The organism is Novosphingobium sp. UBA6272 (assembly GCF_002440635.1).
In the GTDB taxonomy this organism is placed as follows: domain Bacteria; phylum Pseudomonadota; class Alphaproteobacteria; order Sphingomonadales; family Sphingomonadaceae; genus Novosphingobium.
Genome location: NZ_DJUW01000006.1, coordinates 80,954 through 100,486 on the forward strand (window position 1 = coordinate 80,954; position 19,533 = coordinate 100,486).

General features: G+C 66.5%; 20 protein-coding genes. 5 read left to right on the forward strand and 15 right to left on the reverse strand.

All coding sequences use genetic code 11. The features are described from left to right. Window positions 1–16 precede the first annotated feature (16 nt). Window positions 17–1,126, forward strand: a complete 1,110-nt coding sequence (locus B2V17_RS04710) for an isoaspartyl peptidase/L-asparaginase family protein (RefSeq protein WP_292995787.1) — start codon at window positions 17–19, stop codon at window positions 1,124–1,126. A gap of 144 nt (window positions 1,127–1,270) precedes the next feature. Here B2V17_RS04710 and B2V17_RS04715 read toward each other — a convergent pair whose 3' ends face one another. From B2V17_RS04715 to B2V17_RS04760, 10 genes are all read right to left on the reverse strand, one after another. Next, a complete protein-coding gene (locus B2V17_RS04715; RefSeq protein ID WP_292995724.1) occupies window positions 1,271–2,194 on the reverse strand; it encodes an RDD family protein in 924 nt (307 codons plus the stop codon). Then, the gene (locus B2V17_RS04720; protein ID WP_292995726.1) at window positions 2,194–3,240 is read right to left on the reverse strand and encodes a stage II sporulation protein M; all 1,047 of its coding nucleotides are present in this window, start codon (window positions 3,238–3,240) and stop codon (window positions 2,194–2,196) included. Before B2V17_RS04720 ends, B2V17_RS04715 begins: the two co-directional genes overlap by 1 nt. Window positions 3,241–3,280: 40 nt before the next feature. Beyond that, window positions 3,281–4,609 (reverse strand): DUF58 domain-containing protein, encoded by a 1,329-nt coding sequence (locus B2V17_RS04725; RefSeq protein ID WP_292995728.1) that lies wholly within the window; start codon window positions 4,607–4,609, stop codon window positions 3,281–3,283. Window positions 4,610–4,614: 5 nt separating this feature from the next. Further along, a complete protein-coding gene (locus B2V17_RS04730) occupies window positions 4,615–5,571 on the reverse strand; it encodes an AAA family ATPase (RefSeq protein WP_414690763.1) in 957 nt (318 codons plus the stop codon). A gap of 11 nt (window positions 5,572–5,582) precedes the next feature. Next, window positions 5,583–6,887, reverse strand: coding sequence for a DUF4350 domain-containing protein (locus B2V17_RS04735; RefSeq protein WP_292995732.1), 1,305 nt, complete (start codon window positions 6,885–6,887; stop codon window positions 5,583–5,585). Beyond that, window positions 6,884–7,549: a hypothetical protein gene (locus B2V17_RS04740; protein ID WP_292995734.1), complete on the reverse strand. Its 666-nt coding sequence runs from the start codon at window positions 7,547–7,549 to the stop codon at window positions 6,884–6,886. Before B2V17_RS04740 ends, B2V17_RS04735 begins: the two co-directional genes overlap by 4 nt. 60 nt (window positions 7,550–7,609) lie before the next feature. Beyond that, entirely contained in the window at window positions 7,610–8,503 is an 894-nt protein-coding gene (locus B2V17_RS04745) for a prephenate dehydratase (RefSeq protein WP_292995736.1), read from the reverse strand. 33 nt (window positions 8,504–8,536) lie between these two features. Then, window positions 8,537–9,118 carry a TIGR00730 family Rossman fold protein gene (locus B2V17_RS04750; RefSeq protein WP_292995738.1) on the reverse strand — a complete coding sequence of 194 codons (582 nt, stop codon included), beginning with the start codon at window positions 9,116–9,118 and terminating at the stop codon, window positions 8,537–8,539. Beyond that, complete coding sequence (gene crtI, locus B2V17_RS04755; protein ID WP_292995740.1) at window positions 9,115–10,641, reverse strand: phytoene desaturase family protein; 1,527 nt, start codon at window positions 10,639–10,641, stop codon at window positions 9,115–9,117. The genes B2V17_RS04750 and crtI overlap by 4 nt, the downstream gene beginning before the upstream one ends. A gap of 63 nt (window positions 10,642–10,704) precedes the next feature. Beyond that, window positions 10,705–11,463 carry a DUF2059 domain-containing protein gene (locus B2V17_RS04760; RefSeq protein WP_292995742.1) on the reverse strand — a complete coding sequence of 253 codons (759 nt, stop codon included), beginning with the start codon at window positions 11,461–11,463 and terminating at the stop codon, window positions 10,705–10,707. A 90-nt stretch (window positions 11,464–11,553) separates the two neighbouring features. Here B2V17_RS04760 and B2V17_RS04765 point away from each other — a divergent pair, with 90 nt between their 5' ends. After that, window positions 11,554–12,153, forward strand: a complete 600-nt coding sequence (locus tag B2V17_RS04765) for a DUF2585 domain-containing protein (RefSeq protein ID WP_292995744.1) — start codon at window positions 11,554–11,556, stop codon at window positions 12,151–12,153. Window positions 12,154–12,210: 57 nt separating this feature from the next. Here the strand turns inward: B2V17_RS04765 and B2V17_RS04770 are convergent, their stop codons facing one another. From B2V17_RS04770 to B2V17_RS04785, 4 genes are all read right to left on the reverse strand, one after another. Beyond that, complete coding sequence (locus tag B2V17_RS04770) at window positions 12,211–12,621, reverse strand: PAN domain-containing protein (protein ID WP_292995746.1); 411 nt, start codon at window positions 12,619–12,621, stop codon at window positions 12,211–12,213. 33 nt (window positions 12,622–12,654) lie between these two features. After that, the gene (locus B2V17_RS04775) at window positions 12,655–13,176 is read right to left on the reverse strand and encodes a hypothetical protein (protein WP_292995748.1); all 522 of its coding nucleotides are present in this window, start codon (window positions 13,174–13,176) and stop codon (window positions 12,655–12,657) included. A gap of 25 nt (window positions 13,177–13,201) precedes the next feature. Next, window positions 13,202–14,233: a hypothetical protein gene (locus B2V17_RS04780; protein WP_292995750.1), complete on the reverse strand. Its 1,032-nt coding sequence runs from the start codon at window positions 14,231–14,233 to the stop codon at window positions 13,202–13,204. Window positions 14,234–14,305: 72 nt separating this feature from the next. Next, window positions 14,306–15,466: a helix-turn-helix transcriptional regulator gene (locus B2V17_RS04785; protein ID WP_292995752.1), complete on the reverse strand. Its 1,161-nt coding sequence runs from the start codon at window positions 15,464–15,466 to the stop codon at window positions 14,306–14,308. A 112-nt stretch (window positions 15,467–15,578) separates the two neighbouring features. On the opposite strand from B2V17_RS04785, the gene B2V17_RS04790 reads away from it, so the two are divergent. The 3 genes from B2V17_RS04790 (at window position 15,579) to B2V17_RS04800 (ending at window position 18,547) form a co-directional block, all read left to right on the forward strand. Beyond that, the gene (locus B2V17_RS04790; protein WP_292995754.1) at window positions 15,579–16,133 is read left to right on the forward strand and encodes a hypothetical protein; all 555 of its coding nucleotides are present in this window, start codon (window positions 15,579–15,581) and stop codon (window positions 16,131–16,133) included. Continuing rightward, complete coding sequence (locus B2V17_RS04795; protein ID WP_292995756.1) at window positions 16,130–16,912, forward strand: hypothetical protein; 783 nt, start codon at window positions 16,130–16,132, stop codon at window positions 16,910–16,912. The genes B2V17_RS04790 and B2V17_RS04795 overlap by 4 nt, the downstream gene beginning before the upstream one ends. 99 nt (window positions 16,913–17,011) lie before the next feature. After that, the gene (locus B2V17_RS04800) at window positions 17,012–18,547 is read left to right on the forward strand and encodes a flavin-containing monooxygenase (RefSeq protein WP_292995758.1); all 1,536 of its coding nucleotides are present in this window, start codon (window positions 17,012–17,014) and stop codon (window positions 18,545–18,547) included. Between the two features lie 12 nt (window positions 18,548–18,559). Here B2V17_RS04800 and B2V17_RS04805 read toward each other — a convergent pair whose 3' ends face one another. Then, the gene (locus tag B2V17_RS04805; protein ID WP_292995760.1) at window positions 18,560–19,453 is read right to left on the reverse strand and encodes a LysR family transcriptional regulator; all 894 of its coding nucleotides are present in this window, start codon (window positions 19,451–19,453) and stop codon (window positions 18,560–18,562) included. Between the last annotated feature and the right edge of the window lie 80 nt (window positions 19,454–19,533).

Consider the following 19,533-nt stretch of genomic DNA (forward strand, 5'->3'; position numbering starts at 1 on the left):
CATGAAGGCAAGCATGATGCGCCGGGTTCTCTCCGGCTTCGCCCTTTCCCTCGCCGTTCTGGCGGCACCTGTCCAGGCTCAGGACGCTGCGGCCGAGCCGGCCCCGGCCAAGCCGGTGCGCTGGTCGATCGCGATCCATGGCGGGGCCGGCACGATCACGCGCGAAGCGATGACGCCCGAGAAAGAGGCTGAATACCGCGCCGCGCTCGATCGCGGGTTGGCCGCCGGGATCGCGGTGCTTGAAAATGGCGGCTCGTCGCTCGATGCGGTGACGGCGGTGGTCGTCACGATGGAGGACGATCCCCACTTCAACGCCGGGCGCGGCGCGGTGTTCACCTGGGACGGCACCAATTCGCTCGACGCCGCAATCATGGACGGGCGCACCCGCAAGGCCGGGGCCGTGGCCGGGCTGACCCGGATCAAGAACCCGGTGAAGCTGGCCCGCGCGGTAATGGAAAAGGGCCCGCACGTGTTCCTGACTGGCGAAGGCGCCGAACAGTTCGCCAAGCTGCACGGGATCGAGGAAGTCGATCCATCCTGGTTCTACACCCAGGAACGCTGGGACCAGCTGCAAAAGCTCAAGGCCGAGAACCTGACTCACCGCGATGTCGACTACAAGTACGGCACGGTCGGCGCGGTTGCGGTTGACAGCGAAGGCCATGTCGCCGCCGCGACCTCGACCGGCGGGCTGACCGGCAAGCGCTGGGGCCGGGTTGGCGATACCCCGGTGATCGGGGCCGGGACCTATGCCGATGACCGGGCCTGCGCGGTTTCCGCCACCGGCACCGGCGAGTTCTTCATCCGCGAAGGCGTGGCGCACGAGATTTGCGCCCGGATCCGCTTCACCGGCGAAAGCCCGCAGACCGCCGCCGATGCGGTGATGCTCGAAACCGGCGAAATGGGCGGCGATGGCGGCGTGATCGTGGTTTCGCCCGATGGCCAGGCAGTGTTCTCGTTCAACACCCCCGGCATGTATCGCGGCCGCGCCACCAGTGAAGGACTGCGCCAGATCGCGATCTACCGCGACGATGGCCCCGGCGGCATCGCTCCGCCCAAGGCGATCGAACCGGAGCCCGCAACTCCGACCGAGACTACGCCGGCGCCCCGGATCGAACCCAAGCTGTAAAACGAGAGTTTTCGGCTGATTTGGAAGAAGCCCTTCCCCCTGACGAAGGGTTGGGATGGGGGTGTACCCCCTCGTGGCCGGGAACCCCCGCCCCCGGCCCCTCCCCGCCGGGGAGGGGAGAACGCTTCGGCTGCCGGAATTTTCTTACGACGTGAACTTGTTGGCCTTGCGCTTGCCCATCCGCATTCCGGATTCAAGCCGGTGGCGCAGCTGGGTGTAATAGGCCTCAAGGAAGGCGCGCTCGTCGCCCGCGCCCGGGTTCCAGCCGATCTTGCGGCAGATCGCCTCATGCACCGCGACCATCGCTTCGTGCCGGTCGTCGCGCAGGACGCGCTCCAGCGTCTGGAGCTCGTATTCGCCATAGACCGCCAGTTCCTCGTCGCTGAAGCGATAGGACGCACCGGTGTACGTGCTGGTCCCGCTGGCCACGCTTTGCCCGGTTGAGAGCACCTGCTCGAGCTTGATCCGCGGTGCTTCGACCACCCAGGTTCCGGCGACCAGATCGCCGGCGCGCATCCGGTCGCGGTTGAAGAACGGGAACAACGAGAAGGCCAGGATCCAGGCCAGCATCGGCCATTTGGACAGGCTGTCATCCCCGAACAGGCTGGTCAGCCCGGCCAACGGAAGCAGGATCTCGACATCGCGCATCAGGTTGCGGGCCAGCACCATTTCGGTCGTGAGCCGGCCGCCGCCGCGCGCCGCGACGCGGATCCCGGTCAACCGCTTGCCCGGGGTCGCGCCGCGCGGGCCCAGTTCGAAAGCCAGGAAATAGCCATAACGGAACAGGAAGGCCGCAGCGATGATCAGGATGATCACGAATTCCAGCGCGGCGGGCATGTCCTTGCCCTTTTCGCCGATCTTGTCGATCCCGCCCGGAATCAGGCCGGAGCCGATGTAGCTCAGCACTGCGATGACCGCGATCATCGCGAAGGTGATGATCATGAAATCGAGCAGCAGCGCGCCGAGCCGGCTGCCGCGGCTGGCCAGCTTGACCGGCATGGCGATCCCTTCCGGGGTGACCAGCACCCGGGCCGGATCGTTGCGGGCCGGCGGGGCGAGGCTGGCCATCAGTCCTCGCTCCCCTGCGGCACGTGACGGAACAGGAAGAAGTAGATCAGCCAGAACACCAGCATCCCGCCACCGATTGCGAGGCGGGTTGCGGTGACATCGACCAGCTGGCGGCCCAGCCCTTCAAGCATCCCGGCGCAAAGCAGCATCAGCACCACCCCGGCCATTACCGTCGCGGTTCGCTGTCCGGCGGCGGCGGCAGCTTCGGCTACCGACAGTTCGCCCGGAAAGGCCATCGAACGCCCGACATGCAGCCCGGCGGCCCCGGCCAGCAGCAGCGCAAACAGCTCGGTCGTGCCGTGGATCGCCAGCCAGCCGGCGATCTCGTAGTCGAGCCCGACCCCATTATAGAGCCACAGGATCGCACCCAGCATGGTGGTGTTCTGCACCACCAGCATCAGCGTCGGCACGCCGAAGGCGAAACCCAGCGCGTACATCAGGATCGAGACGCTGGAATTGTGGCTGAACAGGCTGGCTGCGAAGACCGACAGGCCATCCTCGTTGGCCTTGCCGAACAGCCCTTCGCGCAGCACCTCGCGGGTTGCGCCGGGGACCCGCTCGCCGGCCAGCTCGGGCGAGACGAACGCGTAGAACCAGTCCGGATCCTGTGCGCAGAGCATCCAGCCAACCACGGTGCCCGCCACCATCAAAGCCAGGGCGACCAGGATCTCAGGCGTGATGGCCCGCACCGCGCGGCTCCATTCGCCGCCGAAGAAGCGCCGCAGCCATGACCACAAGGTGGTGCGCGGGCCATAGACCAGGAACCAGGCGCGCTGGACCAGGCTGTCGAGATAGGCGAGCGTCGCCGCATCGAGCGAAGTCTCGCGGGCGACCGAGAGGCTGGAGGCGACCGTGCGGTAGAGCACCGGCAGTTCGAGCAGATCGGCATCCGAGAGCTTGCCAATCCGGCCCTTCTCCATCCGGGTGACGATCAGTTCCAGCCGCTTCCAGTCCGGCTCGCGCTCTTGCCGGAAGCGGTCGGAGCGCAGCGCGGCCGCTTCGATCGCCGCTTCGGTATTGCCGCGCGTCATCGAAATCAGGGCCATCGCCGCCTGCTCCCTGTCATCCGATCGGTCTTCTGAACCATCATCCGATCGACCCCTTGCGCTTGATCGCCAGGTAGGCATCGAGCAGCCGGGTCCCGATCCGGTCCCACGGCGCCTCGATCACATCGACTCCGATCTGGCGCAACTTGCCCAGCACCAGCGCGCGCTGGCGCAGCAAGCCATCGGCGCTGACCGCCATGGCGAGGTGCTGCATGTCGTCGGGCGCGGCGGTGGCGAGACTGGTAAGTTCCTCATCGGCCATGGTCACGAACAGCACCAGGTGCCGGTTGGTCAGCCGCGAAATGCTTTCGACCATCAGTTCGGCGCTGGTCGGATCGGTGAAGTCGGAAAAGACCACCACCAGGCTGCGGCGCTGCAGCCGGCTGGAGAGGCTGGCGAGGGCCAGGGTGAAGTTGGGTTCCTGCGCGTGATAGTCGAGCGCGGCAGCAGCGCGGTGCAGTCGCTGGAAATCGCGCGGGTCGGTGACGAACGGCGTGAACAGCTCGGGCCGGGCGGCAAAGCCGAACAGCGCGGTCCGGTCCCCGCCTTTCAGCGCGACATAGGCGGTCGCCAGCGCGGCCGAAACCGCCCGGTCGATCCGCGGCAGCCCGGCGACCGGTTCGGACATCGCCGCGCCGCAATCGAAGGCGAAGACGATCTGGTTGTTGCGATCGGCCTCATACTCCTTGGCATAGAGGTGGGCGTGGCGGGCGCTGGCCTTCCAGTCGATCCGGCGCTTGTCCATCCCCGGCTCGAATTCGGCGAGCGCCTCGAACATGGTCCCTTCCCCGCGCATCCGCCGGGCCAGGATGCCGAACTGGGCATCGCGCAGAAAGGTCTGCAAAGCGGGGGAACGGACCGGGGCCAGGTTGGGCCAGACCCGCACCGGCCGCTCGATCGCGCGCTGCAATTGCCGCGCGCCCAGGCCCAGCGGACCGGTCCAGCGCAGCCACAGGTCTTCGACTTCGCCGGTCCCGCGGCGGACCGGGCGGAAGGGGATCGCCGCGTGCCAGGCGTTGCCGCCCGTTCGCTCCAGCGCGGCCTCGGCGCGGCCGCCGGGGAGCAGGCGCGGATCGGCGGCGAGCGCGCAATCGACCCGGCTGCGCAGGCCCCCGGCGAACAGCGCATCAAGCCGCAGCCAGCCTTCCTCGCCCACTTCGACATCGCCCTGAACATTGAGGTCGGCCGAGCTGATCCGCCCGGCCAGCACGGCATCGAGCAGAACCAGCGCGAGCACCGCCGTGCCGAGCGCCGGGGCCAGCGTCCACAACGCCGGGGCCAGCACCGCCAGCAGCAGTGCCAGCGGGGCCGCAGCCACCACCAGCAGCGCGGCCCGGCCGGTCGGGATCAAGGCGGCGCGTTCGCTCATCCGTACTAGCGCGGGGCCTCGGTGCTTTCGACCATTTCGGCGACCAGCGCCTCAACCTGCTTGCCTTCGATCTCGGCCGCGGGGGAGAGCAGCAGGCGGTGGCGCAGCACCGGCGCTGCCAGCGCCTTGACATCGTCGGGCACGACATAGTCGCGCGCTTCCAGTGCGGCGCGGGCGCGGGCGGCGTTGGCCAGCAGCACCGCAGCGCGCGGGCTGGCACCCGCGGCAAGATCGGCGCTGTCGCGGGTCGCGCGGATCAGGCGGACGACATAATCGATCACGGTTTCGGCCAGGGTGACGGTCTTTACCGCCCGCGCTGCCGCAGCAATTGTCCCGGCATCGGCGACCTGCTCCACCCCCATTTCGGCGGCGCGCGGCGGGCCGGCCTGCTGGCCGAACGTGGCGACGATCTTCGCCTCTTCCGCCGCGCTGGGATAGGCCACCAGCAGCTTGAACAGGAACCGGTCCAGCTGGGCCTCGGGCAGCGGATAGACCCCCTGGCTTTCGATCGGATTCTGGGTTGCGACGACCAGGAAGTTGTCGGGCAGGCTGTGCGGCTTGCCGTCCAGTGTCACCCGGCGTTCCTGCATCGCCTCGAGCAGCGCAGCCTGGGTCTTGGGCGGAGTGCGGTTGATTTCGTCGGCCAGCAGCAGCTCGGTAAAGATCGGGCCCCGGGTCAGGGTGAACTGGCTGGTCTGGAAGTTGAACAGGTTCGACCCCAGAATGTCCCCCGGCATCAGATCCGGGGTGAACTGGATCCGCGCGAACTGGAGCCCCAGGCTGGCCGAAAAGCACTGCGCGAGGAAGGTCTTGGCCGTCCCCGGCGGACCTTCCAGCAGGACGTGGCCCTGGGCGAGCAGCGCCACCAGCAAGGCGTCGACGGTTTCGGTCTGGCCGACAATCGCCTTGCCGATCTGGCCCCGGATCTGGGCGGCAAGGTGGCTTACCTCGGCCAGGGTCATTTCTTTTGCACTCATCGCGTCAGGGTCCTTTCCAGCGCATGGAGTTGCCGCGCGGCGCGCAGCATGTCGGTGGGTTTGCGGGCCGCGCGCATCTGGGCGGCGGCGGCGGAGAACGCAGGCGATCCCGGCGCGCGCCCGGCCAGCGCGCGGTCGATCGCCTTTTCGGCCTGCTCGTGGCTGAGCCGGGCGGGCAGCGCCAGCGCCTTGACCAGCCGCTCACGCGCGGCATCGGCATAGGGAATGCCAAGCAGGTGGAGGCGGCGGGCACGGTGGATCAGCCCGGCGGAATTGGTGACCAGCGCGCGCTTGCCGAAAGCGACCGCGCGCCCGCCCAGCAGCGGCGGTCCGAACCGGCAATAGGCCCGCCACAACGCGACGGCGATACCAAGCAGCAGGCAGACCGTCGCGGCCAGAAACGGCGGGGTAAAGGCCAGGCTCAGCAGGTTGGGCGAGCGGCCATAACCGACCATGGTCAGGTCAAACACAACCTTGCCCTCTTCGCCGTCCAGTCCCGCTTCGATCAGCTTTTCCGCCAGCAGGGCGTTCTCCTGCCGGTTCATGCCCCAGTTGTTGAACAGGTCGGCATCGAAAACGAAAATGACCGGATATTGCCAGTTGAGATCGTCGTTGAGCTCGCTTTCGTCGGCCCACAGCGCCATGTCGCGCAGCGCCGGATAGTCACCGCCGTCGGCGATATAGGCGGCGAGCGGACGCCGGGTGTTTTCGCCCAGAACGAGCGGAATCACGGTCTCGCCAGAACCGGAGAAGACCTTCCTGGGTTCAGGCATCGCCCCGCTCAGCCCCTGCGCTTCCCAGGCCCCGGGCTGCGCACCGGTCAGCAGGGCGCCGCGCTCCAGCCGAATTTCGTCGTAGAAGCCTTTCCAGTCCGGCGTGTCAGCGTCGACCAGCTGGACGTAGCCCTCCTTGACCTTGTCCGTCTTCTTCGGCGCGGCCACTGCCCGCCATTTCGGCAGGACCACAATCGTCGGCCCGAACTCACGGTGGCCGCTGACCACTTCCTCAAGCTCCTTCGGGTCGGCCGAATGGAGCGGGGTCAGGATCAGCAACCCTCGCTGCTTGAGCGCATTGCGCGACTGGACCGAGCTGACCTGATAGCCACGCTTGCCCAGATACTGGTAAAGCGCGGCATAGCCGTTAAGCGACTTGCCCTGGGCGTGCGAACCCAAGGCGCGCGGCCCCGGATCGCCGATCCCGGTGCCGACCATCCACAGCAGCACCACGAACGAGACGATCCCGAACAGCGCCAGCCCCAGCGCGATGCGAGGCGAGAACGGGCTGGCATTGGCCCGGCTCATCCCACGATCCGTTCCAGCGCGAAGCGGGCATAGGCCTCGCGCGCGGCTTGCCAGTCATCCGCGCCCAATGCCCGCAGTGCGAACAGGCTGCGCTCAACCCGGGTGGCGATCAGGCCGAAGGTGCTGCGCGCGCCTTCGGACAGGCCTGGCAGCAAGGCGATTTCGCGCGCGGTGCTGGCCTTCTGGACCCAGCCGGGGCGGACATTGACGATCTGCTGGACCGAGCGGCGCAGCAGCAGGTGGGTTGCTTCGTCATAGCGGCCCTCGGCAGCAAGACGGTCGGCATCCTCGAGCAGGGCGCGCGCCTCATGCTCCTGCGGGATCCATTCCTCTTCGCCCGGCGCCGCCTTGCCCTTGTTGCGGCGCCCGGCCAGCGCCGGTTCGAAGATCCGGACCAAGGCATAGATCACGGCAACCGCGAACAGCGCGATCAGCACCCACATCAGCACGTTCCAAGTCATGCCGAGCGCCTGGCCGATCGGTTCGAAAATCGCCCGCAGGACATCGCCGATCGCTTTGAGCCAGCCGGGCGTTTCGGACGGCTTGGCATCGATATTGATCGGGGTGAACTGGATCGACTTGTCGGCATGCACGGCCTGCCAGTCGCGCGCGGCGTCCTGTGCTGCGGTTGCCCCCTCAATGGCCGGTGCCGGTGTGCTCACGCGGGCAGTGTTTGCACGGCGGCGAAGCCGGGGCAAGCCATGGTTGCGGCTAAATTCCGCTTAACCGCGAACAAGTTCCTGACGATAGGTGCCCAGCAGGCGCAGTTCCTTGCAGTGGAACGCCAGTTCTTCCAGCGCCCGGTCAACAGACGGATCGCCTGGCGCGCCGATGATATCGGCATAGAACATGGTAGCGGCAAAGCTGGCGCCCTTCTGATAGCTTTCCAGCTTGGTCATGTTGACGCCGTTGGTGGCGAAACCGCCCATCGCCTTGTACAAAGCGGCGGGGATATTCTTCACTTCGAACACGAAAGTGGTCATCGCCGGCGCACCATCAAGGCTGGCCGGATCAAGCGGTTCGCGCGCCAGCACGACGAAGCGGGTCATGTTGTCGGCCGCATCCTCGACATTGTCGTCGATCACCTTCAGCCCATAGAGCTCGGCAGCGATGCGCGGCGCGACGGCGCAGGCCTGTGGATCGCCCTGCTCGGCCACATAGGCCGCGGCCCCGGCGGTATCGGCATAGCTGATCGGCACGATCCCGCGTTCCCGCAAATAGAACCGCGACTGGCCCAGCGCCTGCGGATGCGAATAGGCCACCGCGAAGGGCCCGTCGCCCAGCGCCATCAGCGCATGGTTGATCGCCATGAAATGCTCGCCGACGATGTAAAGCCCGCTTTCCGGCAGCAGGAAGTGGATGTCGGCGACGCGGCCATGCTGCGAATTCTCGATCGGAATGATCGCCCGCGCGGCGCGCCCGTCCTTCACCGCTTCCAGCGCGTCCTCAAAGCTGAAGCAGGGCAGCGGCAGGCAGGCCGGATCAAGCTCGGTCGCGGCGCGGTGCCCGTTGCAGCCCGGCGCGCCTTGAAACGACACCGCCCGCGCCGGATCGGCAGCGGCGGCCTTGGTCATCTCCTCGACACGGGCGAGCGCAGGGGCGGGGTAGGAATGCATATTGCGCGTGCCCCTAGGGCGCGTTGCGGAAAATTACAAATCCGAACTCTTCATTCCGAAGATCGGCGTGTGCGGCTCATGCGCAGCCATGCGGGTCAGCAGCAGGTCGAGCTCGGGCTCGGCGATGATGATGCCCTGGTGGGCCGGACGGATGAAGCCGACCTGGATCATGTGGTGGTTGAAGGCGATCAGGTGATCGAAAAAGCCCAGCGCGTTGAGCAGCCCGACCGGCTTGGCGTGATAGCCAAGCTGGGCCCAGCTGACCGCTTCCCACAGCTCGTCCATCGTTCCGACCCCGCCGGGGATGGTGACGAACCCGTCAGACAGGCGGGTGAAGGCGGCCTTGCGCTCGTGCATGTCCTTGACCACGATCAGCTCGGTGCATTCGCGGTTGGCAACCTCGCTGCTGACCAGGGCTTCGGGGATCACCCCGATCACCTCGCCGCCTGCCTGCAGCGCTGCCGTGGCCACCGCGCCCATCAGGCCGAGCCGCCCGCCGCCATAGACCACCCCGATCCCGCGCTCGGCCAGGGTCCGCCCGACCTCTGCCGCCAGTTCGATATAGCGGGGATCGTCCGGCGTTGCCGAACCGCAATAGACCGCAAGGCGCTTCACCGCTTTGTCTCCACAATCAACCGGGCGGTCGCCTTAGCACCGGCCAGCACGGCTGCAAGCCCCGCGCCCGGATGGGTTCCGGCCCCGACCAGATAGAGGTTGGCCAGCTTGCCGTCGCGATGATGCGGGCGCAGCGGGCCGGATTGCAGCGGGCTGGCCTCCAGCCCCCAGCCGGCCCCGGACCAGGCGTTGAAATCGAGCGCCAGATCGCGCGGCGTGGTGTGGAACGCGGTGATGATCCGGTCTTCGATATCGGGCACCAGTCGCCGCCCCACTTCCTTCAGCACCCGCCGCTGCAGCACCGGGCCGACCGTGTCCCAGTCGATCGGCAGCTTGGCCAGGTTGGCGACCGGCACGGTGGCGCTCAGCACGCTTTTGCCCGGCGGGGCCAGACCGGGATCGGTCAGGCTGGGGTGCGACAGCAGGATCATCATGTCCTGCGGCAGGACGCCGTGAGTGAAGATATCGTCGATCAGTCCGGCAAAGCGCGGGCCGAACAGCGCCATCCGGTGCGGGATCCCCGGCCAGGTCCCTTCCAGCCCGAAATGGACCGTAAAGGCCGAGGGGGAGAAGCGCTTCTCGACCAGGCTGCGGGCCATGGCCGGGCCGCGCTGGGTACCGCGCAGCAAGTCGCGATAGGTGTGGACCACATCGGCATTGCTGGCCGCCAGCGTCACCGCGCTGCGCCAGCCGCTGGCGCATTCGATCTCGGTCACGCGGTTGCCGACCGTGTGGACCCGCACCACCGGATCGTGCAGCCGCAATTCTCCGCCCAGCTTCTGGAACCGTTCGGCCAGCACCTGGGCCAATCGTCCGATCCCGCCTTCGGGCCACCACGCCGGACCCAGGCCAGCCGGGATCTGGCCAAGCAGGCCGAGCGCCGAGCTGCCGAACGGATTGGCCCCCGAAAGCAGCGCCTGAAAGGCCAGCGCCTCGCGCAGCTTCTCGCTCTTGACGAAATGGGCAGCCAGCCCCGCCGGGCTGCGCCAGCCCTGGTGGCGGACCAGCGGGCCGATGGCTTCGAGCGCGGCGAGCGGCGAGCCCTGGGCCTGTTCGGCCAGCCGCTGCCAGGCGTCGCTGCGGCTGGCGGCGCACCATTGCACGAATTCTTCGTAACCCGGCAGGTCCTGCGGGGCGAGCCGTGCCAGCTGGGCCGCGTCGGCCGGCAGATCGAGCACCGTGCCGTCGGGCCAGTTGCAGCGCCAGGCCGGCGCAACTTCAAGCAAGGGCAGGTCATCGGCGAGGTCTTCGCCGGTCAGGCTCCACAAATCGCGCAGCGCGGCGGGATCGGGAAGCGCACCAGGTCCGGCATCGAAGGTGAAGCCGTCACGCTGCCAGCTGCGGATCAGCCCGCCAACCTGTTCGCGCGCCTCGACCAGGACCGTTGCCTGCCCGGACGCCTGCAACCGGATCGCCAGCGCCAGCCCGCCGATCCCGCCGCCGATCACGCAGGCGCGTGGGGTCACCGGGGCCAAGGAAGCGGCCGGAGTTGAAGGCTGTTGAGTGGACTTGCGCCGCGCCATGCCCCAGGTTGTAGAACCACCGCGCGCCAATGGAAAGCGCACCGGACAGCGCGCGCCGGTTGATCAGTTGGCCATGGCCTTTTCGAACAGGGTGCGAAGGGCCTGCCCAAAGGCTTCCCGCTCTTCCGGGGTCGACATTTCGTCGATCTTGGGCTGCTCGATGCCCTGCATCGCCTGCGAAATCAGCCCGAGCTTGGCAAAGACGGGCCGCTTGCTCATGCGAATGAACTCCTCTTTTTCAGCCGGGCTCAGCGTTGGCAAGAACCTCGCCAACCCGGCATTGAGGCTTTTGTCCACATCGGCATTGACCATCGGCTGGCTCGAACTGCCTGACTGAAGCGCCTGATCGACGGTTTTGTCGAATGTCATGCTGCCTGAGAACGCTTTCATCAGTTTGCGCCCGACCGGGGAATCATAGAACTGTCCGAGTTCCGCTGCCTCGGCTGCGGTATAGTGCCGGGCAAAGCGCGCCGCGACCCGCTCACGCATGATGGAGGTGGAACGGGTCATCCAGGTCTTGAGAAAAGGCATGGCCATGGTGCGGAACTCGGCCCGCATCCCGGGGTTGCGCTCAGCGAGCTGCGCCATGCGCGGCTCGTTGCGGACCAGCCCATCAAAAATCGAATCCGCTCCCGCCTGGGCCATCGCCTGGATATCGACCCCGCCCAAAATGACATCGTAAAGCCGCAAATGGGCCTGATCGACTGCGACGGTCGCGGTCTCGGCCGGCTTTGCTGCCGCGTCGGTCTGGGCGGCAAGCAACCCGGGCTGGGCCAGGGCGAGGACTGAGAAAGCGGCGAGAGCTTTGAAACGGCGAGTCAAATTTGTTCTCCATTGCCTGCAAAGCCAGGTCCGACCGGGGGCGGCCCGAGTCTGTTGCGCGAACGATAGCAAGGCCTTAGCCTGTTGACCATGACCCAGCCCCAACCCAGCCTCCTGCCTGAACGTCGCGGCCTGCTGCTCAGCCTGTTTGCGGCCCTGGCGACCGGAGCGGCCCTGCTCGCCATGGGCCGCACCGCGATCTGCCAATGCGGCACGGTCAAGCTCTGGCACGGGGTGGTCCAGTCGAGCGAGAACAGCCAGCACATCGCCGATTGGTACAGCTTCAGCCACGTGATTCACGGGCTGCTGTTCTATTTCTTCGCGCATATCCTGTGGCGGCGCTGGAAGCTGCTGGGCGGCAAGCCGGCGATCTGGGCCTTGCCGATCGCGATCGCATTCGAAGCGTTCTGGGAACTGCTGGAAAATTCGCCACTGATCATCGATCGCTACCGCGCGGTGACGGTCAGCTTCGGTTACGAGGGCGACAGCGTGCTCAATTCGCTGTCGGATATCGGTTTCATGGCGCTGGGCTTCTGGATAGCCAGCAAGCTGCCGTGGAAGGTCAGCCTGGCCATGGCAATCGTGTTCGAGCTGTTCACCCTGCTCATGATCCGCGACAACCTGACGCTCAACGTGCTGATGCTGGTCTGGCCGCTGGAGGCAGTGCGGGCATGGCAGGGAGCGGCCTGAGCCGCTCCCCGCGCGCGACGCAGGCGCGACGCAGGGTCGCGTCATTCCCGCGCTTGATCAGGGACGCACGATCCCTGAAGCGGTCTGTCCGTTGAGTGTGACATAAGGCACGCTGTTCTTCAGCCAACACATAGCCGCATCATTCTGCACGCCGGGTCGGACCCAGGTGAATGAACGGCATTGGCGATTGCCGGCGCAAGCGATCGCGCAGGCCCGGCCACTGTCTGCCGCCGTGGTGAAATTGGCGATGTCCGATCCGGGCAGATCGATCCCGCCCAGGCGGCGGAATCGGTCGGACGCGTTCGATCCTGTCACCGTGCCGATCTGCACCCAGCCGAAGCGGTCGGCTGCATCCTGGTTGGTCGGCTCGGCAACTCCGCCCAGCACGGTCAATTGGAACACCTGCCCGGCGCGCCCGTCGCAGGGTTCGATCTGCAACTGCGCGCCTTCCTGCACCGCGCCGCCCACGCTCCAGCAGCGCCCGTCGGTGGTGCGGAAACGTTAGCGACCCAGCGCGGTTCGGACCATGACCAGCTGCTGGTCCTCCGCGCCGCGAAAGGCCGGATTGCCGCCCGCGCCGATCGTCATCCCGCAGGGGTTGAAATCGACCCGCGGCGCGCCGATCAGCACATTGCGCGCAATCCCGGCGCACTCGCCGCGGTTGTTGATCCGCCAACGGACATTGCTGGTTGCCGGGAACAGCGGCACGGCGGCCAGAGCGGGGGACAGTTCCAGGTTCTGGTTGGCATCGAACCCGTCGCATTGGCGCAGCTTGAGGTATGGCACCTGCGAGCGGGTATCGCCATTGGCCCAGGCCAGGCATTGGTCGCTGCCTGCCACCTGGATCATGTAGGTGGCCGGGGCCGGATCGGTCCACTGGTCCGGCCCAAGCCAGGTGTCGCGCGCCATCACCGATTGCAGCACGGGTGGCGGCAAGAGCTGGGTCAGGTCCTGAGCGGCGATCATGCCGGGCAGCACGGCCAGCCCGGTGGCGATCACGGCGGCGATTGAAAGTCTGCGCATCGGATGCTCCCTTGATCGTAGCGGATCAGCGCACAAAGCCGCTGATCACCTGGTACCGGGCGGCGGGGCCACGGTTGACCACTTGCGGATTGCCGGTCTTCCAGTTGCAGCGCGGGGCGGTGTTGCCGCTGTAGCCGGCCGCAGTCCAGGTCCAGCCCTTGCAGCGGTCCAGCTCGGCGCAGCGCTTGGCGCAGTAGTCTCCGGAATCCGCTGCCGTATCGAAGCTTTCATCCCCGCCGCCGACCAGCTCCACACCCAGCGCCTTGGCAATCGAATAGTGGCCGGTCGGGGTCAGATACCACCCGGCCTTGCGCAGCGTGGCTTCTTCGAACCCGGCAGCGATCGGTCCCATCCACACGGCTTGCCATTGCTGATCCGGGGTGGCGTTGCAGGTCCACTGGACCACGCCGGTGCCGCCATTTCGTCCGCTTTCCCGCAGCGCCCAGCAATCAAGCGATTCCTGTCCGCCGGTCAGCAGCCGGAACTCAACGGTGTCGCGGCCCGACTTGCGGATCGCGAAGCGCTGGTCTGGCGCGCCTGCCCAGGTCCAGTCGGGTCCCGCTGCATCGCAAGAGCGCAATTCGATCCGCGGCGCGCCGATCAGCACTCCGCGGGCAACCGTCATGCAGGCGGTCAGCTCCCCGGCGCCCGGAGGACGCTGGCCCTGGAACCGCAGTCGGTTATCGTTGCCGCGGATGGTGTAACCGCCAGCCCGGTGCGGGATTACGACCCAATAGTTGTTGTACCCCGCGTGTTGCCACCCGTCGTCGCGGTCGCAGTCCCAGGTTTCGAGCGGCGGCGTGGGCCCGGTATCGGAAACCACAGCGCAGAGGCCCGAATGTAGTGAGCGGAAGCGGTAGACGCCGGGGCGCATGCCTTTGCCCTGGTAGAGTGCCCGGGACTGTTCGTTGGTCAGCGGCGGGCCCTGGACCGGCGTGGCCAGCGGCTGGACGCCGTTCTGGACGGCACTGGGATCAACCACCACCTGCGCGGCCAGGGCCGCGGCCGAGGCCACCAGCGCTACGCCAAGGGTGAAAGTCAGCAATTTGAAACGCATGGCTGCTTCTCCGGCAATTCGATCGGAAAGCAGGGATGCCGTGCTCGCCCGACAAGGGCGCTACCCAAATTGCTAGGGTGCGATTGTCGGAGCCGTTCCGGCCGGATCGACCCAGCCACCAGGTGCATCGCGCAGCAACGCAACCAGCTCGCTCTGGCGGCTGGTCCCGGTCTTCGCGAAGATCCCGCGCAGCAGGAAGCGTTCGGCATTGACCGAGACCCCGCGCGAGGTCGCTGCGTCCTCAAGCGATCGCCCATCGGCCAGCAAAGTGGCGAGCCGCGCTTCGGCCGGGGTCATGTCGAACCATTCGACATAGCGTTTGACCGCGTCCTGCCTGATCCCACCGGGATGGACGCTGCCGACCAGCAGCACCCGCCCACCTTCGATCGGGCCGCACAAGGTTTGCGCCATCGGCCCATCGATCCGCATCGCCAACGCGCGCATCGCCGGGCGATCATGGGGCTCGATCGAAAAGGCCAGACTGGGCGCAGGGTCCTTACCCCGGGCCAGCGCGAGCAGGGCCGCGTGGGTTTTGCGATCGCGCAGCATCAACCGTCCGTCCCGCGCATCCCCATAGCCTCCGCCCAGCACTTCGTTGCCGTGACCGTTGGCATAGAGCAGCTCCAGATCCGGTCCCAGAATCAGCGTTGCCGAAGGCGACCGCTCAAGCGCAGCTTCGGCATTGGCGGCGCGCAGATTGGCCTCGCCCAGGCGGCGGCTGATCCGGGTGGCGCGCTGGATATGCGGCAGATAGCGCGAAACGGCATCGATCAGATTGTCGACCGGCCCGCTGTCTGGGCCGGGCACAACCAGGCCGAGATGCTGCGGACCGGCCCGGTCGATCACCCCGATCAAGGCGGAATCGATATCCCATGTACACAGGAAACTGCGATAGAGTTCGGAGGCGCGGAACTCCTCGCGGCTCAGCAGCGCATCAGTGTGGGCCACCGTGCCGACCGGCTGGGCATGGCCATACTGGCTCCACGGATTGCGCCCGGCAAAGGCGGCGATGTAGCCCTGGCGGGCGAACTCGGCGACCCCGAAGGCCCCGACGAAGCGTCCGCCCGGCGGGTTCAGCCGCTCCCACAGCAGGAAGGCGATGTCCCAGCGCGGTGGCGCGGTGCGGTTGATAATCCCTGCCATGGCCACGTCCCAATGCGCCGGATTGAGCGCGGATTCGTAGATGTCCGCAACGGTCCGGTCGAACTGGTCGAGAGTAAGCTTGTTGCCCATGGCTCTGCCGCGCAGGCTATCGCCTGAATTTTGCAGGGTCTAGCAATTTGGATAGCGCAAGAGGCCAGCCTTCAGGCTGAAACGGCAGCAGAAACTGCAATGGAGCCGCCCCATGCGCCACTTGCCGCTTGCTGTACCGCTCTTGTTTCTCGCCGCTTGCGGGGCGGGGAATGGCGATGCCCCGCCCGCCCCGGCTGCGACTGAACCTGCGCCGTCGCTTGCGGCTAGCGAACCGGCCTTTACCGGACCGGCGCTGTCGAAGGACGATCTGGCCAGCAAGGTCTGCTTTTTCACCCCGGCCGAAATCGCCGACAAGCTGGGCTTCACGGTGGAAGCGGGCAAGCCTGATACAGCGCAGCTGCAAGCCTATGGCATGGCAAGCTGTGTCTACGACGGCAGCAGCAACTCGCTGCGCATCACGGCGATCTGGCTCGATCCGGCGCAGGTTGCGCCCAGCCGCGCCAGCATGACCCGGATGTCGGGCGGGGGCCGGGTCGAGCAGCTGGCTGGCGACGCGGACAGCGCCTATCTCCACGATATGCAGGATAACGGCACGTCGCTGCACTATCTGCGTCAGAATGTGCGGATCCAGCTCCACGCGACATCGGGCGCGGTGCCCTTTGCGACGATGAAGCCCAGGCTGCTGGCGCTGCGGAGGGTGCCATGATGCGCCGGTTTCTGGCCTTGGGAGCCCTGGCTGCGGCGGCAGGGCTGGCAGGTATTCCGGCTGCCGCGCAGCAAAGCGGACAGGGCGAAGTCGGATATCCCTCGGCCAAGCAGCCCGTCAAACCGAAGCAGGTTCTCGAATCGCTGCTGGGAACCCTGACGCCGCGCCCGATCGGGCCGGACTGGAACCGTCCGGCAGACCTTCGCCCGGTCACCATTGCGGGCTTCAGAGGGCAGCGGCTCAATCTGCAGACCCATGCCGACCTGCCCAACTACAATGGCGCGTTGCGGCTGTATCATGCCCCGCAAGGCGCGACGAAGATCGCGGAGTTTCCGTTCAAGGTCAGCATCCGCGGCATGCGCAGCCTGACTTTCGACTGCGAGCTCCTCGCAGCGGACTTGTCCCTTGGTTCGGGAAACAGTGGCTACAATCGCGCGCCAACGGAAATTCTTGCGGTGACCCGCCATACCTTTGCGGTTTCCCAGCCCGGAGGCGGTGTGGTTCGGATCGGGTTCAGGCCGAATGTGCCGAGCAATCCGAATGCGTCAAAGGTTGCGGTCTGCCGGATGGAAGCCGCCGGCGACTTTGACGGGCAGCCCTGGCGAACGCACGAGCGGCTCGACTATCAGATTGACCTCGGGTCACGGAACTACACTGCGGCACTGGTCGATGGCACAACCGGGCAGGCCGCAGGCACCTCGCCGTTTCGGGTTGCGCCGGTTGCCACGGCCTTTGCCTTTGATGAAGCGTACTCGGCAGATTGGCTCGCCGGATACTGAGCGACCGGACTTTGACAGGCATCAATTACCCGCTTCCCTTTTCCGGCGAATGGGTCCTTAATCGCGCAATTAAGAACCTGCGGAAGAGGAGAGTCGAAGATGAGCGTCGCTGCAGCTGCCGTTGCCACCGACCAGGCCACTCACGTCGATGTGCTGATCGTCGGTGCCGGAATCTCCGGGATCGGATCGGCCTACCACCTGCAGGAACAGTGCCCGGGCAAGAGCTATGCGATCCTCGAAATGAAGGATACCTTCGGTGGCACCTGGGAAACCCACAAGTATCCCGGGGTGCGTTCGGATTCGGATCTCTACACCTTCGGCTACCGGTTCAAGCCGTGGGTCGGGACGCCGATCGCTTCGGCTCAGGCGATCCTCGATTACATGGGCGATGTGATCGAGGAGAACGGGATTGGCCCGCATATTCATTACGGCCATCGCATCACCAAGGCATCTTGGGATAGCAAGGCCAACCTCTGGACGGTCGAGGCGGTCCGCAAGTCGGACGGCGCCGCTGTAACCTTCACCGCCAATTTCCTGTGGATGTGCCAGGGCTACTACGATCACGAAAAGCCCTATCTGCCCGACTGGCCGGGCATGGCCAATTACAAGGGCCTGCTGGTTCACGCCCAGCTGTGGGACCCCAAGATCGACTACAAGGGCAAGAAGGTGCTGGTGATCGGTTCGGGCGCCACTGCGGCGACCGTGATTCCCGAGTTCGCCAAGGACGCAGCCCATGTCACCATGCTGCAGCGCTCACCGACCTATTTCTTCTGCGCCGAGAACAAGAACGATCTGGCCGACAAGCTGCGGGCCGGCGGGATCGACGAGCCGACCATCCACCGCGTGGTTCGCGCCCAGATCATGCATGATCAGGACGTGATGACCAAGCGCTGCCAGGAAGAACCCGACCAGGTCTTCGAAGAGCTGAAGGAACTGGTTCGCGCCTTTACCGGCAAGCCCGATTTCGAGTTCGAACCGCATTTCACGCCGAAATACCGGGTCTGGCAGCAGCGCCTGGCGTTCTGTCCGGAAGGCGACATCTTCCGCGCGGCGGTGGATGGCAAGCTGTCGGTTGTTACCGACGAGATCGACACCTTCACCGAAACCGGGGTGCGGACCAAGGACGGGACCGAGATCGAGGCCGATATCGTGGTCGCCGCGACCGGCTTCAATCTGCTGATGATGGGCGGAATTCCGTTCTATGTGGACGGCCAGCCGGTCGATTGGCACGAAACGGTCAATTACCGCGGGATGATGTTCACCGGGGTGCCGAACATGGTCTGGGTGATGGGTTATTTCCGTGCCAGCTGGACTCTGCGGGTCGACATGCTCGGCGACTTCGTCTGCAACCTGCTCAACCACATGGATGCCAAGGGCGCCAAGCGGGTCGATGTCGCGCTGCGCGAGGAAGACCACAACATGCCGCTGGGCGACTGGATCGAGAACGACAACTTCAACCCCAGCTATCTGATGCGCGGGCTGAAAAACATGCCCAAGCGCGGCGACAAGCCCGAATGGCGCCATAACCAGGATTACTGGGCCGAGCGTGAGCAGATCCCCAAGACCGACCTCGAAGGCAGCGAATTCCTCTACGACGGGGTTCGCGCCGGCAAGAAGGTGACCGAGGCCGCCTGAGCCGGTCGGCCGTCAGGTCCAGCGCCCTTCTGCGGCCCGCTGTTTCATCGCTTCGACGAAGGCGCGGGTGGCGGGGGCGGCCGAACGGGCGGCTTCGAACAGCAGGCTGACCGGCAGCGGCTCCGGCTCGTCCGGGCGCAGCACTTCGACCAGCCGCCCGGCGGCGAGCGCGTCGGCAACCTGATAGCTGAGGAAGTTGGCCAGTCCGACCCCGGCCTCGGCGGCGGCCAGCGCGGCGTCGACGGTGTTGACCTGCAGCCGCCGCCGCGCCGCATCGCTGGCATCGCGCCGCCCGCCCAGTCGCCATTCGCCCGCGCCGCGCGGTCCGGTCGAAGCGATCAGGTGATGCTGCGCCAGATCGGCTGGCTCGGTCGGAGCGCCGTGCCGGGCGAGGTAACCCGGGCTGGCGACGATAACCTGACGCACCGTGCCGATCCGCACTGCGTGCAGCGCTGAATCCGACAGTACGCCGATCCGCACCGCCACATCGATCCCCTCCTCGACCATCCGGATATTGCGGTCGACCAGCAGCAACCGAATATCGAGCCTGGGGTGCCGGGCGAGCAGGTCGGTTACCGCCGGCATAACGTGTAGCCGCCCGAAAGCGACCGGCGCGGTCACGTAAAGTTCGCCGCTTGGTTCGGCCCCGGATCCGCGCAAGGCGCGCTCGGTATCGGCCAGTTCGGTCAGCAGGCGCTCGGCCCGCGGCAGCAGCGCGGCACCCTCACCGGTCAGCGAGACCGCGCGGGTGGTTCGGTGGAGCAGCCGCAGCCCAAGGTGCGCCTCAAGTGCGGCGATATTGCGGGTCACCGCTTGCGGGGAGCAGCGTAACTGCCGCGCGGCAGCGGAAAAGCTGCCCGCCCGGGCCACGGCAGCGAAAGTCTCAAAGGCGGACAGGCGATCCATATTATTCCGAATATCGGAATAGTATGCACCAAGATAGCTATATTATCACGGACGATCGGTCGATCTATTCAGCTTCTCGC